The organism is Mesorhizobium sp. WSM4808, from assembly GCF_055811675.1.
Map to the genome: position 1 here is coordinate 1 of NZ_JBVVQX010000048.1, position 13,370 is coordinate 13,370.

Here is a 13,370-nt window from a genome sequence, read left to right on the forward strand (position 1 = left end):
CATAGGGGCCGTTCTTGACCGGCAGATTATGTGCGTAGATGTGAATTTCCGTGATCTTCATGGTTATCTCGCTTTTTTTGGGAGAGGCGCCTGGTACGACTAGGACGGTCTTGCGCTCGTTTCTTTTGAAATCATCGCGCAACTTGTCGGAAATCCACCATTGCCCAGACGGTAAAGCGGTCTGGGGAGTGCCCAACAGCGAACGTAGCCAGTAGGACTCGCGTTGATACTTGCTCACCTTCGCAAGTTCCGGCGTTCTGTGCAATTTGGTGTAGACGCTTTTTTCGCGGGCGTGAGCGAACTAAATGACCTTTTGCTCTTTAACTGCAGCAAGTACCAATACGGGTAAATACCGTCTGGTAAATTTTTGTCACGTATTTGTGAAATCATATGAATATTAATGGGCTCCGTGTGCCCATGCCCCTTTGTTTCTTGCTTGCTCTTCCTGCCGTGCACGCTGAGCTGCAAAATTGGGATTGGCAATCTCCAACTGCACGCAGTCAGCGCGACCCCCACGGCAAGCGCCGCTCGTGATTGACCGAGACAACAGCCGTGCATTCTCTTTCTGAAGCGGACGAAGGCGCCTTAGATCCGGTTTGGAAGACACGTCATTGTGATGCAAATGCCTTCTTATGCACGACGGAGCGTCTGAGAGGTTGGCGGATAAAGCGAAACGATTGATTTGGCATAGAAGTCCGTTGTCTACCAACTCTGCCACCACGTCTCGCGAGCCACACCCGGCGTGGTCGACGATACGTTGCTGCCGCTCACATTTTCAGCCGTCGGACGCAAGAAGATGACAGCTGCATTTAACGGCGGACGCATCACCTCGGATGGGCCGCGGCTGAGCGGCACCTGCAACTCGTCGTCAGCGCTGGCCGCTGCGATCCACGATCCGTCGACCCACAGCGGGTGACGCACGCCATAGCCGACGTTTCATGCGGCTATGAGGGTACCAACGATCTCCAGCGGCTGCGCACCGACTCGGCCTTCAAGCTCGCCTGCGGGCGGCTGCTCGACAGCGGGATTGATCTGTGCTCGCAGCCAACCTTCTCGCGCCTGGAGAACCCGTCCGCCCGTGCACCGTTATCCGGCTCGGCTGGGTGCTGGTCGATGTGTGGCTGTCGAGCTATGCCGCGCCGCCCGAAAGCATGACGCCCGACATCGACTGCTTCCTGACCATCCACATCTACGAAGCCGCGACCGGACGCCCGGTCGCCGGGAACTTGCGTCCTGGCAAGACCCGACGGGCAAGCAGATCCGAGGGCATCTGCGCCTGTCCGGCACTTCCGCGCCCGCTGGCCGGCCACTGCATCCTGGTCCGCCGCGACGGCCACTATGGCCGGGCGCAGGTCATCGCCTGGTGCGAGAACAATGCGCTCGACTATCTCTTCCATCGCCCGGCAACAAGGTTCTTCAGCATCTCGTTGATGAAGCCGCCGACGATATCCGCACCCGCCGCGCGGGCTAGTATTAGGAGCAAATTTATGCCGAGCCGGCCCGCTTATGATTGGGCACACGACAGCCGTCCACTCCCGCGCGCCGGTGTTATCCCGGCGCAGCGATCGAGATTTCGGCGAAAGCCGGTTCGGGTTGCTCGGCCGGGTATTGCGACAACCTCCATTGCGTCTCGAGTTCGCCGAGGCCAAGGATTCGCTTGGTGATCTGCACATACGTTCGGTCGTCCACCGCCTGGCGCTTGGGGAACATGGTCGCCAGGCATGCATAGACGTCGAGAAAGTGCCGAGCACGTCCACGGCGTACGTCGACCTCAAGCAGGCCGCGCTGCTTCGAGACATTCGCCGGGCGGCAGTTGGACCGGACGTTAACCGGAATACCGGATGATCGGCTTTGGTTCCGGTTCCACAGTTAGCCACGCCTGTCATCCGACAAGCGTCGCGAGTCTGACAAGGCGCAAGATCCGCCAACCGGCGATTCAATGAAGGGTCCTTCTCTGGCACGGTTCATGCTTCGTGGTTTACGATCGCATTAAGAAAGAGTTCGTCTCATGATCTTCTTCATCGAAAAGGCTGTCCCGCCTTAGAATCGCCGAGCGGACAAGAGACTTAGACAGCTAGCCCAAGCAAGGAACTGCATCAACGCAATGGACGACCATTGTCATTGAAGACGGGTAGGGAGTTTGCCAAATGCAGGCTGCAGCGCGGGCACCGCCCCCACCACAGGCCGAACCTGTTTAGCGAAAATAGGGTCGAGCTTTGCCCTCAAAGAATGGCTCGAGATCCACCCGCGGAAACATCCTCGAGACGACCGACGAGCATTGGGAGCGGACGTTCGACATCAATCTGACGTCGATTTTTTACGCGTTTCGGAAAACTATCGGAGACATGAAAGGCCACGGCGGCGGTGCTATCGTCAACGTCTCATCGTATTGGGGTCTTTATCCCCGACCGGGCCATGCCGCCTACTGCACCAGCAAAGCCGCATTCGCTTCTTTCTCAGAATGTCTCGGCCGGGATCATGCGCCTGACGGGATACGCGTCAATGCCGTCTGAGGTCAACACACCGAGGATCCGGACGGGTTTTGAACGACGCGGCTTCATTCCGGACACAGCCATTGCGGAGCTCAACAGGACCGTACCACTTGGTCATATCGCAGAGCCGGAGACATCGCCGACGTTGTGTTCGTTCTGTGCTCCGACGCCGCCCACTACATCGCTGGCATGGCGCTCGAAGTGAACGGCGCGAAGCCGGTTTATTGAGGACATCCCATGGCTGACAGACTGGCAGGCAAGATCGCAATCATCACTGGCGGCGGCCGCGGCATCGGCGCCGGCATCACCCAGCGCTTCGTAGAGGAGGGGGCAAAAGTCGCCATCGTGCAGAGGCACGCACCGCCTGAACCCATGCTCAATGAGCGCGCGATCTATGTGAAGGCGGATCTTTCGAGCTCCCAGGAAATTTCCTCGGCCGTTCAGGCTGTCGTCGAGCGGCTTGGCGGCCTGGATATCCTCGTCAACAACGCCGGGATCATGTTCGAGAAGACAGTCGACGAGATGACCGAGGCGGACTGGGACCAGATGATGGACATCAATCTGAAGGCCCCATTCCTGCTGACCAAGGCAGCAATGCCACACCTCCGGAAGTGGGGCAGGGGAAGCATCGTCAACATCGGTTCGATCGAAGGGCTGGCGTCCAATCCCGGGCATCCTGCCTATTCCGCTTCGAAAGCTGGCATTCACGGCTTCACGGCGGCGGTCGCCGTGGACCATGGGCATGAGGGTATCCGCTGCAATGCCATTGCGCCCGGCTGGATCAACTCCGATCTCAGCGAGGTTTATATCGACAACATGGCCGACAGCGCCCGCGTCCGCAAGGAACTGCTCGCGATGCATCCAGTCGGGCGCCTAGGCGAGCCGAGCGACGTCGGAAATCTTGCGGTCTGGCTGGCCTCGGACGAGAGCGCATTCGTGACCGGTCAGGTCTCCGTCATGGACGGTGGCCGCACCAAGAAGCTGCCGCTGCCGATCTCCTGAAAATGAAAATGTCGACAATTCTTGCCCCTGCCCTAGACGTCATGTTCCGGGGCTGAGATCGGTGGCCCGCCCTTTCGTGCGATTAAGAGACGAGGGTTGCTCGGATGGGCCGAACCGTTCCTCACGCATGGAGGGCGAGCCATGGGAGAGTATAGCGAAGCATTTGTCGCGTTTGACGTAGCCAAGAAGAAGCACACGGTAGCGATCGCGGAGGGCGGCCGCACGGGCGAGGTCCGGTTCGTCGGCGAGGTCGAGAATAGTCGGCGCGATAGAGCGGACGATCAAGAAGCTGCGAAAAAGATATGATCGACTGCACGTCTGCTTCGAGGCCGCCCCGACGGGTTACGGGTTGTGCCGGCAGGTCCGCGAAGTCTGTTACGACTGCATGGTGGTCGCACCGGCCCTGATCCCAAAGCGCTCGGGTGAGCGGATCAAGACGAACCGACGGAACGCGGTCACGCTGGTGCGAGAGCTGCATTGCGCGGGCGAGTTGACCGGGGTCTGGGTGCCCGACGTGATCCACGAGGAAATGCTTCACGTTCCAGCCAAGGTAGCGGTGACGATAAAGCATCAGCAGGGACTGTCAGGAATTCTGTGCGCGAGGCCATGATGATGGAAAGGAGAGAATCATCACATGGCTATCGAGAAAGAACTCCTGGACCAGTTGCTTGCTGGCCGCGATCCCAATGAGGTGTTTGCCCGAGATGGGTTGCTCGACGATCTGAAGAAGGCGCTTTCGGAGCGAATTTTGAACGCCGAACTCGATGAGCACCTTGAGGACGAGAGCACCGAGAAAGTCAATCGCCGCAACGGCCATTCGCGGAAGTCGGTGCTGACGGGCACATCGAAGATGATGCTGACGATCCCGCGCGACCGTGCCGGAACGTTCGATCCGAAGCTGATCGCCAAATATCAGCGCCGCTTCCCGGACTTCGACGAGAAGATCATCTCCATGTATGCGCGGCGCATGACGGTGCGCGAGATACGCGGCCATCTGGAGGAGCTCTACGGCATTGACGTGTCGCCGGACCTGATCTCGGCTGTCACCGACGCCGTCCTGGAGGAGGTTGCCGAATGGCAGAATCGGCCGCTCGACATCTGCTACCCGCTCGTCTTTTTTGACGCGATCCGGGTCAAGATCAGGGACGAGGGCTTCGTACGCAAGGAGGTGACCGGATCCACCTCTCTCCATCCACAAACTTTTGTCCGAAGCTGGGCAAAAATGTTGGAAAGCCGACAAAACAGTCGGGCGGGCGGTCCTGTCGGTATGGACGAGCGGTGCAACTCACAACGGTGCGCCAACTGGCACGCAACTTGAGTGGGTCACGGTGGACGACCGCGGTTACGTCACGGAGCATGGTGGTGACTCATCAGTCTCGCTTTTAACGCGTGTAGACTGGCGGCAGTCCTTTATGGGCCAGAGGACGACGTGGATAGCCGGTCGTTTGGTTCGCGACTGCCGATCTGATTGGAGTGTTCAATGGCCCATCGCTACTATGATATCCTGTCCCTCACTGTCCTCACTGCCCTCGAGGTATTCGAGGCATCGGCACGCAATCTTTCGCTTGAGCTTGCAGCTTCCGAGCTGAACGTGACATCGAGAGAGATCAGTCGGCAGATCAAAGTCATTGAGGACGAGGTTGGTGTTCCGCTGTTTGTGAGGCCAGGAACCGGCGTGGTCCTTACCAGCGCTGGCAAAGACCTCTACACCGAGCTGGCAAGCATTTTTTCCAGGGCGTCCGACGTCGACGAACATTAAACGCGGCGGTCGTTCCCGGATGTCACGATTGCCTCCACCTATGCGTTCGCGCCGATCTGGCTGCTACTGCGCATGTCGCGCTTGGGGCACAGCACGATGATATTACAGTCGACCATATGATTTCCGAAAGTTCGCGCGACTATCGCCGCGCTGGGGTCAAGCTGCGCATCCGCTATGGCTTCGGCTCATGGCCTAACGAGAGTGCGGACCTATTGTTTGGCGACGTCATCTACCCGGTCTGCGGTCCCGCCTTCGCCCAAGAGCACCACGACGCGACGGCCAAGTGCTTGCCCGAACTTCCGCTCGTGTCGAATGGACCGACCTGGCCTGGGCCGGCTGGAGGAAGTCCTATGCTGCGCCCGGAGTCGCCCGGGGCAATTTTGCAAGCCGCCCAGGCTGGTCAGGGCGTTGCCGTGGGCTGGGACCGACTGGTGCGAACTTGGTCGAAGAAAGCAAGCTCGTGAGGATTACCGACCTCGAGCTGAACGCCCCGCCCGGCGGCACGGCGTCCATGATCACCGCCTCGCCGATGACAGCGGCGATTGGGAGCCCGCCGCCGAAACTCTTTCCCAGCGCTACCGGTTCCACCCCTGAATGCTCTATGACGAAAACCCGGCCGGTGCGAGCGAAGCCGGACTGGACCTCATCTGCGATCAGGACGATACCGTGCGCATCGCACAAAGCGCGCTACGGCGGATGAACTCCGGCGGCGCGGCCGCCCTTACGTGCGGCCCAATGAGAGCCGAGATGGTCTGGAAGTCACCTGAATTGCCCCCCGATTGATTCCGGATACAGCATCGACAAGGCCGTACCAAGACACCATCTTCCGCTCCGGGGTCCCGCTTCTTAACCACTCGCGCCTGCGCGAGGCGGCAGATCAACCGTCATACCGACAAGGCTCAGCCCCGTTCCGCTCCAACGCCTTCGGCATAAGAGAGCATTCGCCGGGAATTTAGATTGGTATAAGGCAGAATCGCGACAGACAGCCGTCAGTATCGTTTCACATTAGGACTGCTATTAATATTAATTAAATCGACAAATCTTTTTACACAATTTAACGTAAATCTACGGCACGTACACTTGTATCGAAACCTAACAATGTTATTCTTTCTAAGAATACGAATAATCAATCTTTAAGTTCGCCCACAATCATCTCGGAGAGACCTTCGATGCAGGACCGCGTAAATATCCTGATTATTGGGCACGGCGTCCTAGGTGGGACGGTTCTTGATTTTCTCAGTCAAAGCGGCAGACCCTACGATCTGCATGTCGGAGCAAAAAACGTGCAGCGGGCCACGTTAAGGGCCAACTTGGCGAAGCACACGGCCTTAAACCTCGGCCACCATCCGAGCATTGAGGTGGTGCCCTTGAATCTCATGAATATAGAGGCTACAGCAGAGCGACTGGCGGCTCTCCGTCCTGACATCATTTTCAATGCAACGACATTGCATTCATGGTGGGTCATAACGCAATTGCCGCCTGATGCTTATCAGCAGATCGATCGAGCACGCGGCGGCGTATGGACGCCAATGCATCTTGTTCTCGTGCGACGCCTGATGAGAGCTGTACGAGAGGCCGGACTTGATAGCGCGGTGGTGAATGCATCCTACCCTGATGTAACAAATGCCGCCCTTGCCGCCGAGGGTCTCTCGCCGGCAATTGGCATCGGTAACGTCGCCAATGCCGTACCGGGCATCAGGTTGGCGGCCGCGCATCTTCTGGATTGCGAACTGAAAGCGATCGACGTGCGGTTCTTTGCCCAACACTACGTCAGTTGTCGTATGCCGAGGACCGGTTCCACGGACGGCGCGCCCTACTATCTGGCCATATATCGGGAGGGTCAGAGAATTAGGCCTGAGGAAATGGGCCACGATGTGATCTTCGCAAACGTTGCCGGACGTTTTCGGCGGGTGGGAGGCCTCGAGGGGGAACCGGTGACTGCATCGTCGGCGACAGCTGTTCTTCGTGCGTTGGCCGATCGCGTAGAACGTGTCGTGCATGCGCCCGGTCCATTGGGTCTCGTGGGGGGCTATCCCGTTAGGGTTGCTCCGACGGGCATTTCGATCGACCTGCCTGAAGGCCTATCATTGGACGATGCGGTGGAGATCAACAGGGGATGCCAGAAATACGACGGTATTGAGGCCGTGGAAAGCGATGGCACGGTGCGCTTCACGGCAGAGTCGGCTGACGTTATGCGCGAGCTGCTCGCTTACGATTGCGACGCAATGGCGTTGGACGAGTGCGAAGACCGCGCGAAGGAATTGGCAGCAAAATATGCTGAATATCGTCGTCGCTTCCAGTAGTCGGCACCCTTCGCGCCGACTGCCGACAAAGCACATCGGCCGTCGCAGAACCATCCCCGGCAACTGCACGATTGGCGCCGTCGGGGAACCTGCCGGACCTCAAGATCGTCATCCAACTCGGCGATGTGCTGGTCCACCTGTGGCTGTCGAGCTATTGCCGCGCCGCACGAGACGGTGACGCTCGACATCAACGGGATACACTCGATGTCGTTCACTGCTTTCAGCATCTGTCGCTCTTCGCGTCAGCCGACCACCCGTATTCTGGTGCAGGCTACGCCATTAAGGTCGACGCCATGTTACGTCCAAGGATCCGCCGTCCACTCCCGACGGCATAGCGATGTGCCAATGTACCTTCCAGGGCGCTGACCATGGCATCATCGGACATCTCTTCCAGTTTGCTCCAGAGCTCGAAAAGAGCATCTGAGATTGACGCGCAAGGATACTAACTTACGCCCCCCCCATGCGCACCGACCGGCACCGAGACTAATCGCTTGCCAGGCTCTCATGCGGATTAACTTCGAATACAACTTCGTCATGCCTAATGTTTGTGTTAATGTGGTTACCGATCTACGTTTGTTTCTCTGAATATAAGTGATACGTGTATCGCAAATTTGTAACGTACTGTAATGTAAAATTCTCAAAAATAGCCTTTTTCCTCCTGCATTCCGCCGGTACAGTCGCTCTTGAGAATACTGAATCGTCCTTTTCTGCCACCACATCTTGGGAGTTTAGGGTGGCTTATCGTGAAGAGCGTCGATGCTGGACGGCCGCAGCCAGGTCAGGAATTGCTGACCAATCCGCCGGGCAGATCAAGCCGAGAGGAGTGGATGTTTCCGCTAGAGGACGTCGACGTGATTGCCTTGTTTCTAGACCCACTCGCATGGTCAAACATCCATGCTCCGCATAGTGGCAAGGAACAGTTTTGGTTTCAGCCGCGGCCGCTGCGCGCCCATGAATGCAGTGCCGCACCCATCTGCCCTTACACGGAGGAACTGTTATGAACACCCTGGATCAGCAAACAGCACCGGAGCAAGGCGCACGAGAGCGCATGAAGGCATCCCATGCCCTCGATGGCGACGCCGTTCGCTTGGCCCACTTATATAGCGGATGGGCGAGTGCCTTCGATCTGGATCAGGCCCGCGTCGGGTATTGCGGGCCGATGATCGTGGCGGAACTGGCAGGCGCCGTGCAGACAGCCTATTTGGCCGGGCAGCGAAATGCCATCGCAATCCTAGACGCGGGCTGCGGAACAGGGCTCGTCGGTATGGAACTGGAACGCCTCGGCTTCCGGTTGATTGACGGGTTCGATCTCTCCGAAGAGATGGCCGAAAAGGCCCGGCAAACCGGTGTCTACCGCCGTGCCCGAGGTGATGTCGACCTTAACGGGCGACTCTCCGACTACTCCAGCGCGAGCTATGACCTAACCGTCTGCTGCGGTGTCCTCACGCTCGGACACGTCCGGCCGGATGGGTTGCGCGAGCTGGCTCGCGTCACCCGCCCGAACGGCTTTGTCATTGCAAGCACCCGCAAGAGCTATGCGGAGACGACATCCTTTGAAGACCAGGTGCGGCGTCTGCAGGATGAGGGCGTCCTTATACCGGCACAGTGCCTCAGGAACGGCAGATACGTCGCCGAGGAGGACGCGCACTATTGGGTCTTCCAAGTGCCCGAGAAGACCAGCGCACCAGAGGAACCGAGGCTATGACGACGGTACCACAAATCTTGCTGTCGAAACTGGCAGCCGATGCAACGCATCAATCTCATTCCGGACGGCTCGTGCGAGTTCACGCGCCAGTAAGGCTGACCCTATGTCTCTCATCGCCGCAAAACATCCCTGAAACGCCGAAGGCCGTTAACGCTGGGGCCGCATAGCCGCAATTCTCGTCCATGCTGTTACCAGCCAGTCGCGCAGCCTGCCGGTTTATCAGCAGGCTCTTGCTCCGGATGTATGTATGAGAGAACCACGAAAGTGCATGAATAAGTCCAGGTTTAGGACCTGCGCTATGCCATCCAAGGGGGGCATCTTTTACCTCATATTGGAGCAACGTTTGGATCATGATGTTAAACGGTGATCAGAGACTGGAAGCCTATCGGCGGATGCTTCGCATCCGTCGATTCGAGGAAGAGGGTATGCGCCAGTTCAAAGGTGACAAGATCCCTGGTTGGTTTCACTCGAGCGTGGGTCAGGAAGCCGCTGTCGTAGGAGCATGTCTCGCCCTTCGGGACGATGACGCCATGACCGGAACGCATCGTTCGCACGGCCATCCGATCGGGAAGGGTGCGAACCTGGATGGGCTCATGGCCGAGCTGATGGGAAAGGCGGGCGGCATTTGCAAGGGGCGCGGCGGTTCAATGCACGTTGCAGACAATTCGGTCGGGATCATCAGTGAATCGGGTATCGTCGGAGGAGGCATTCCTCTTGCCACAGGGTGTGCGTTCAGCGCCAAGGTGCGCGGCGTCGATCAGGTTACCCTTTGCTTCTTCGGCGATGGGGCGGTGAACCAGGGTACCTTCCATGAGAGTCTCAACATGGCCTCGCTGTGGAAGCTTCCGGTTATCTATCATTGCGAGAACAACGGATATGCAATGACCACCTCGGTTGTGCAAAGCCACGGGCAGCCGGACATCGCGCTGCGGGCAGCAGGCTACGGCATGCCAGGTATAACGGTTGACGGGCAGAGTGTGAGCGCCGTCTATGAAGTTGCGGCAGAGGCCGTCACGCGAGCACGCGCGGGCGAGGGCCCTACTCTGATAGTAGCCAACACATATCGGTTCGATGAGCACGATTTCGGCTCGGTGATTCCGGGGGAGCCTTATCGATCCGTTGAAGAAGTCGAGGCTCAAAGGCGCGAGCGCGATCCGATTTTGCTGTATCGCACTACGCTCCTTGATGAAGGCATAAATGAAAAGAGTCTGAGAGCAATTGAGGACGAAGTCGTCCAAGCCGTGAAGCGAGCTGTACAATTTGCTTTGGCCAGCCCCATGCCTCGGCCCGAAACCTTAGCCGATTTCATGTTCAACTCACCCCCTGCAGGCCTTCACGGCTTCGTGGCTGGGCTGGAGAGGAATTAATTCTACATGGAAACTGATGCCCAGAAACTTGCAGCGTCGCCCGGCACCCATATTCAGATGACTTATTTTGAAGCGCTCGTGCAGGCGCAGATGGAGGAAATGGATCGCGATGAGCGCGTCGTCCTGATAGGAGAGGAGCTCTCGGTTCATGGTTGCGCCAAACTTATTGAGCGGTTTGGCAAAAACCGGATTTGGAACACGCCGATTTCAGAAGGCAGTTTCACCGGCCTCGGAATCGGGGCTGCCATCAACGGATTGCGGCCCATCGTAGACCTCTCAGGCGCCAGCTTTGTCTATCTCGCCTCGGACCAGATCATCAACCAGGCCTCGAAATTGCGGTATATGACGGGAGGCCAGATCAACATCCCGATTGTGTTTCGTTGCTGTATGTCCTCGCTGGGGTCCCTGGCGGCGCAGCATGCCGACCGGCCTTATCCGTTTTTTATGAATGTGCCTGGCCTCAAAATCATTAGCCCGACCAGCGCGGCCGATATCAAGGGGCTTCTGAAATCGGCCATTCGCGACGGCGATCCCGTAATGGTCTTCGAAGACACTCGCCTGTGGCCGCTCGAGGACAATGTGCCCACAGATCCGGAACATCTAATCCCGATTGGCAAAGCGGATGTTAAGCGCGAAGGAGAAGACGTAACCCTTATCGCTGTTGCCGGTGCCATTCGGCCAGCGATGGAAGCTGTCAGCGCGCTCGCCGAGGACGGCATTTCGGTCGAAGTGATCGATCCACGTACGTTGAAGCCGCTCGATCATGAGGCCATCAAAACGTCAGTCGCCAAGACCGGACGGCTTCTGATCGTTGAGAACGCGCACCGCGTCTGCAATGTCGGAAGTGAAATCGCCGCGGTGATGGCGGAGGAGGCGTTCAATCTGTTGAAGCGCCCGATCCTACGGGTGAGCGCTCCCGATATTCACGTCCCATTCAGTCCGGCCCTCGAAAAGGATTTCTTCCCGACGAAGGACCACATCATCGCTGCCGTACGGCGGCTGCTCTGACATCGTCGAAGACTCAGACAGAATGGAAATCAAAATGACATTCGACATCTTCCTACCCTCCAGTGGAATCAGGAAGCAATAATATTCGTTGGTTGAATGTCGGAGATGAGATTCATGAGCCATGTTGTAGTCCATTTTGCCGCCGTCGCTGCCACTAGTTTCCGTTCGGCCGTGAACTATCCGCAAGCCCTGATTTTAAGACCGACAGCGAAAACAGCAGGATTTGCTGTGGTTTGGCGCTGTTTCTTCGTCAAATCGCCAACTCGTCACGATCCGCTATTCGCGCGCTGCCTCGGCCAGGTAGATTGTGGTATAGCCATACAACGTCCCAAGCTTAAGAATGAAGCGCGCCTTTAATCCCTTAATAAGGGAATTCATGAATTGGCCATATTCGGGTCCAACCGAAGTGGCACGGCCTACGGAGCATCCGGTAGAGAAAGGAGCCCGTCGGACTCGCGGCGATATATATATATATATATGAGTGCTGGCTTCAACCGAGTTGACGGGTGATTGTAAGAAACAGTATGCTCTCGAACAATCCATTTATCGAACGTCTACTGATATATAGATATATTTGAACCGGCAGTACTTCTAGTCAGCAGAACTGAAAAAAGGCCAAGGCTGGTCTATGATCTATGAATTGCGGCATTACGTACCGACTATGGGGATGAAGGACAAGATGCGAGAGCGGTTTGCTCGCGATAGCTTGCCGCTCTTCAAGAAGAGGGGAATTGCACTTATCGACTTTTGGGAAGCGCCGGAGAGTGGCGAAATCTGGTATGTCGTCGAGTGGCCTGACGAGAAGGCTGCGAGCATTGGTTGGCAGCAGTTTATCGAAACGCCGGAATGGAAAGAAATCGCAGCACGCACCGAGCAAGACGGTCCGCTGTCAACGAGCCGGTCGATAGCGTTGAAGCGCCCAGCTTTCGTCAAGTCCGAGTGGCTCACACGGTAGTGCAGGCGAGATCACGCTCCGACCTTCTGCCACGCTCGAGCAATTGGAGCCGCAGTTGGAGGATCTAGAGGCGTCGGCTACCGAGGACAAGCTGGCGGCCAGAAAGCGGCGGCAAAGGCAAGAGATGTCAAATTTTCGAGCGCAAGCCGCCCTCGCGCAAGCCGTCCCCGAGCATCTGCCGCGCGAGCATGTGGTCATCGCCGCGGCGGAGAACGGCCCCTGCTGCGGCTCGGCAAAGCTGTCGAAGCTGGCCGAGGACGTGACCCGAGACGCTGGAGGTGATCCGGCGCCGGTGGAAGGTGACCAAGGCCGGCACGAGAAGTTCTCGTGCCGGCAGTGCGCGATGATCAGCCAGCCGCCGGCGCCGCCGTGCCGGGCAGAACCTGCTGGCGATGATCCTGTTTGGTAAGCGCCCGGTCATGACCCAGGGCTCTTACCGGCCATCGTTTTGACCGCTGCCGCGATTGGCTTTGTGCTCGCGGATGAAGTCGGTCAGGCATTCGAGGCCGAAGGCTGTGAAGGCAGCGATCTGCTGATCGTCGGGCCCGTAGACCCAGAGGCAACCGTCCTCCGGTTCCATGTCGACATAGACCTCCCACAGCAGTTCGGCATCCTGGCCGAGCATTTCGGCGGCGAGCGGGAGGGTGTAGACCCGGGTGATAGCAGCCACGGTCAGGCCGCCAGTCTGGTGCCGGATCGGACGCGCCAGTTCCAGGGGAGAAGCTCGTCGATGCGATTGGCTGGATGGTCGCTGACGCGGCCGATCAGGTCGGCGGGAT

The 13,370-nt window shown here is 57.9% G+C and carries 14 protein-coding genes and 4 pseudogenes; 14 read left to right on the forward strand and 4 right to left on the reverse strand.

The window, feature by feature from the left end:
* A partial coding sequence (locus AC0L2U_RS34165) for a hypothetical protein (RefSeq protein ID WP_473603614.1) occupies nt 1-238 on the reverse strand: 238 nt, incomplete at its 3' end.
* 674 nt (nt 239-912) lie between these two features.
* Between AC0L2U_RS34165 and AC0L2U_RS34170 the strand changes: the two genes are divergently transcribed.
* On the forward strand, nt 913-1,155 hold the full coding sequence (locus AC0L2U_RS34170; RefSeq protein ID WP_473603615.1) for a transposase: 243 nt from the start codon (nt 913-915) through the stop codon (nt 1,153-1,155).
* A pseudogene (locus AC0L2U_RS34175) lies at nt 1,152-1,337 on the forward strand (IS1380 family transposase); the annotation flags it as partial. The gene AC0L2U_RS34170 and the pseudogene AC0L2U_RS34175, both read left to right, overlap by 4 nt.
* A gap of 211 nt (nt 1,338-1,548) precedes the next feature.
* Here AC0L2U_RS34175 and AC0L2U_RS34180 read toward each other — a convergent pair.
* Nucleotides 1,549-1,710: a hypothetical protein gene (locus AC0L2U_RS34180; RefSeq protein ID WP_473603631.1), complete on the reverse strand. Its 162-nt coding sequence runs from the start codon at nt 1,708-1,710 to the stop codon at nt 1,549-1,551.
* A 506-nt stretch (nt 1,711-2,216) separates the two neighbouring features.
* Between AC0L2U_RS34180 and AC0L2U_RS34185 the strand changes: the two genes are divergently transcribed.
* The 5 genes and pseudogenes from AC0L2U_RS34185 to AC0L2U_RS34205 all read left to right on the forward strand — a co-directional run bounded on the left by AC0L2U_RS34185 (nt 2,217) and on the right by AC0L2U_RS34205 (nt 5,253).
* Nucleotides 2,217-2,513: an SDR family NAD(P)-dependent oxidoreductase gene (locus AC0L2U_RS34185; RefSeq protein ID WP_473603616.1), complete on the forward strand. Its 297-nt coding sequence runs from the start codon at nt 2,217-2,219 to the stop codon at nt 2,511-2,513.
* Between the two features lie 216 nt (nt 2,514-2,729).
* Nucleotides 2,730-3,494 (forward strand): SDR family NAD(P)-dependent oxidoreductase, encoded by a 765-nt coding sequence (locus tag AC0L2U_RS34190; RefSeq protein ID WP_473603617.1) that lies wholly within the window; start codon nt 2,730-2,732, stop codon nt 3,492-3,494.
* Nucleotides 3,495-3,635: 141 nt separating this feature from the next.
* Nucleotides 3,636-3,800, forward strand: coding sequence for a hypothetical protein (locus tag AC0L2U_RS34195; protein ID WP_473603618.1), 165 nt, complete (start codon nt 3,636-3,638; stop codon nt 3,798-3,800).
* A 328-nt stretch (nt 3,801-4,128) separates the two neighbouring features.
* Nucleotides 4,129-4,662: pseudogene (locus tag AC0L2U_RS34200) on the forward strand (transposase); the annotation flags it as partial.
* Nucleotides 4,663-4,974: 312 nt separating this feature from the next.
* Nucleotides 4,975-5,253 (forward strand): LysR family transcriptional regulator, encoded by a 279-nt coding sequence (locus AC0L2U_RS34205; protein ID WP_473603620.1) that lies wholly within the window; start codon nt 4,975-4,977, stop codon nt 5,251-5,253.
* A gap of 489 nt (nt 5,254-5,742) precedes the next feature.
* Here AC0L2U_RS34205 and AC0L2U_RS34210 read toward each other — a convergent pair.
* A pseudogene (locus AC0L2U_RS34210) lies at nt 5,743-5,940 on the reverse strand (aminotransferase class III-fold pyridoxal phosphate-dependent enzyme); the annotation flags it as partial.
* On the opposite strand from AC0L2U_RS34210, the gene AC0L2U_RS34215 reads away from it, so the two are divergent.
* From AC0L2U_RS34215 to AC0L2U_RS34245, 7 genes and pseudogenes are all read left to right on the forward strand, one after another.
* Entirely contained in the window at nt 5,848-6,036 is a 189-nt protein-coding gene (locus tag AC0L2U_RS34215; protein WP_473603621.1) for a hypothetical protein, read from the forward strand. The pseudogene AC0L2U_RS34210 and the gene AC0L2U_RS34215 overlap by 93 nt on opposite strands.
* 386 nt (nt 6,037-6,422) lie before the next feature.
* Nucleotides 6,423-7,556, forward strand: a complete 1,134-nt coding sequence (locus AC0L2U_RS34220) for a hypothetical protein (protein WP_473603622.1) — start codon at nt 6,423-6,425, stop codon at nt 7,554-7,556.
* 997 nt (nt 7,557-8,553) lie between these two features.
* The gene (locus AC0L2U_RS34225; RefSeq protein ID WP_473603624.1) at nt 8,554-9,261 is read left to right on the forward strand and encodes a class I SAM-dependent DNA methyltransferase; all 708 of its coding nucleotides are present in this window, start codon (nt 8,554-8,556) and stop codon (nt 9,259-9,261) included.
* A 392-nt stretch (nt 9,262-9,653) separates the two neighbouring features.
* Complete coding sequence (locus AC0L2U_RS34230) at nt 9,654-10,628, forward strand: thiamine pyrophosphate-dependent dehydrogenase E1 component subunit alpha (protein WP_473603629.1); 975 nt, start codon at nt 9,654-9,656, stop codon at nt 10,626-10,628.
* Nucleotides 10,629-10,634: 6 nt separating this feature from the next.
* Nucleotides 10,635-11,636 carry an alpha-ketoacid dehydrogenase subunit beta gene (locus AC0L2U_RS34235; RefSeq protein ID WP_473603625.1) on the forward strand — a complete coding sequence of 334 codons (1,002 nt, stop codon included), beginning with the start codon at nt 10,635-10,637 and terminating at the stop codon, nt 11,634-11,636.
* 628 nt (nt 11,637-12,264) lie between these two features.
* A complete protein-coding gene (locus AC0L2U_RS34240) occupies nt 12,265-12,591 on the forward strand; it encodes an NIPSNAP family protein (protein WP_473603626.1) in 327 nt (108 codons plus the stop codon).
* Nucleotides 12,584-13,001 (forward strand): annotated as a pseudogene (locus AC0L2U_RS34245) (transposase domain-containing protein); the annotation flags it as partial. The gene AC0L2U_RS34240 and the pseudogene AC0L2U_RS34245, both read left to right, overlap by 8 nt.
* A 23-nt stretch (nt 13,002-13,024) precedes the next feature.
* On the opposite strand, the gene AC0L2U_RS34250 reads toward AC0L2U_RS34245, so the two are convergent.
* Nucleotides 13,025-13,261 carry a hypothetical protein gene (locus tag AC0L2U_RS34250; protein ID WP_473603628.1) on the reverse strand — a complete coding sequence of 79 codons (237 nt, stop codon included), beginning with the start codon at nt 13,259-13,261 and terminating at the stop codon, nt 13,025-13,027.
* Between the last annotated feature and the right edge of the window lie 109 nt (nt 13,262-13,370).

What these genes read in the sequence shown, in the direction of transcription:
- AC0L2U_RS34180 (WP_473603631.1), bottom strand. Translation starts at nt 1,710, where the DNA reads ATGTTCCCCAAGCGCCAGGCGGTGGACGACCGAACGTATGTGCAGATC.
- AC0L2U_RS34190 (WP_473603617.1), top strand. Translation starts at nt 2,730, where the DNA reads ATGGCTGACAGACTGGCAGGCAAGATCGCAATCATCACTGGCGGCGGC.
- AC0L2U_RS34195 (WP_473603618.1), top strand. Translation starts at nt 3,636, where the DNA reads ATGGGAGAGTATAGCGAAGCATTTGTCGCGTTTGACGTAGCCAAGAAG.
- AC0L2U_RS34205 (WP_473603620.1), top strand. Translation starts at nt 4,975, where the DNA reads ATGGCCCATCGCTACTATGATATCCTGTCCCTCACTGTCCTCACTGCC.
- AC0L2U_RS34215 (WP_473603621.1), top strand. Translation starts at nt 5,848, where the DNA reads ATGCTCTATGACGAAAACCCGGCCGGTGCGAGCGAAGCCGGACTGGAC.
- AC0L2U_RS34220 (WP_473603622.1), top strand. Translation starts at nt 6,423, where the DNA reads ATGCAGGACCGCGTAAATATCCTGATTATTGGGCACGGCGTCCTAGGT.
- AC0L2U_RS34225 (WP_473603624.1), top strand. Translation starts at nt 8,554, where the DNA reads ATGAACACCCTGGATCAGCAAACAGCACCGGAGCAAGGCGCACGAGAG.
- AC0L2U_RS34230 (WP_473603629.1), top strand. Translation starts at nt 9,654, where the DNA reads ATGCTTCGCATCCGTCGATTCGAGGAAGAGGGTATGCGCCAGTTCAAA.
- AC0L2U_RS34235 (WP_473603625.1), top strand. Translation starts at nt 10,635, where the DNA reads ATGGAAACTGATGCCCAGAAACTTGCAGCGTCGCCCGGCACCCATATT.
- AC0L2U_RS34240 (WP_473603626.1), top strand. Translation starts at nt 12,265, where the DNA reads ATGATCTATGAATTGCGGCATTACGTACCGACTATGGGGATGAAGGAC.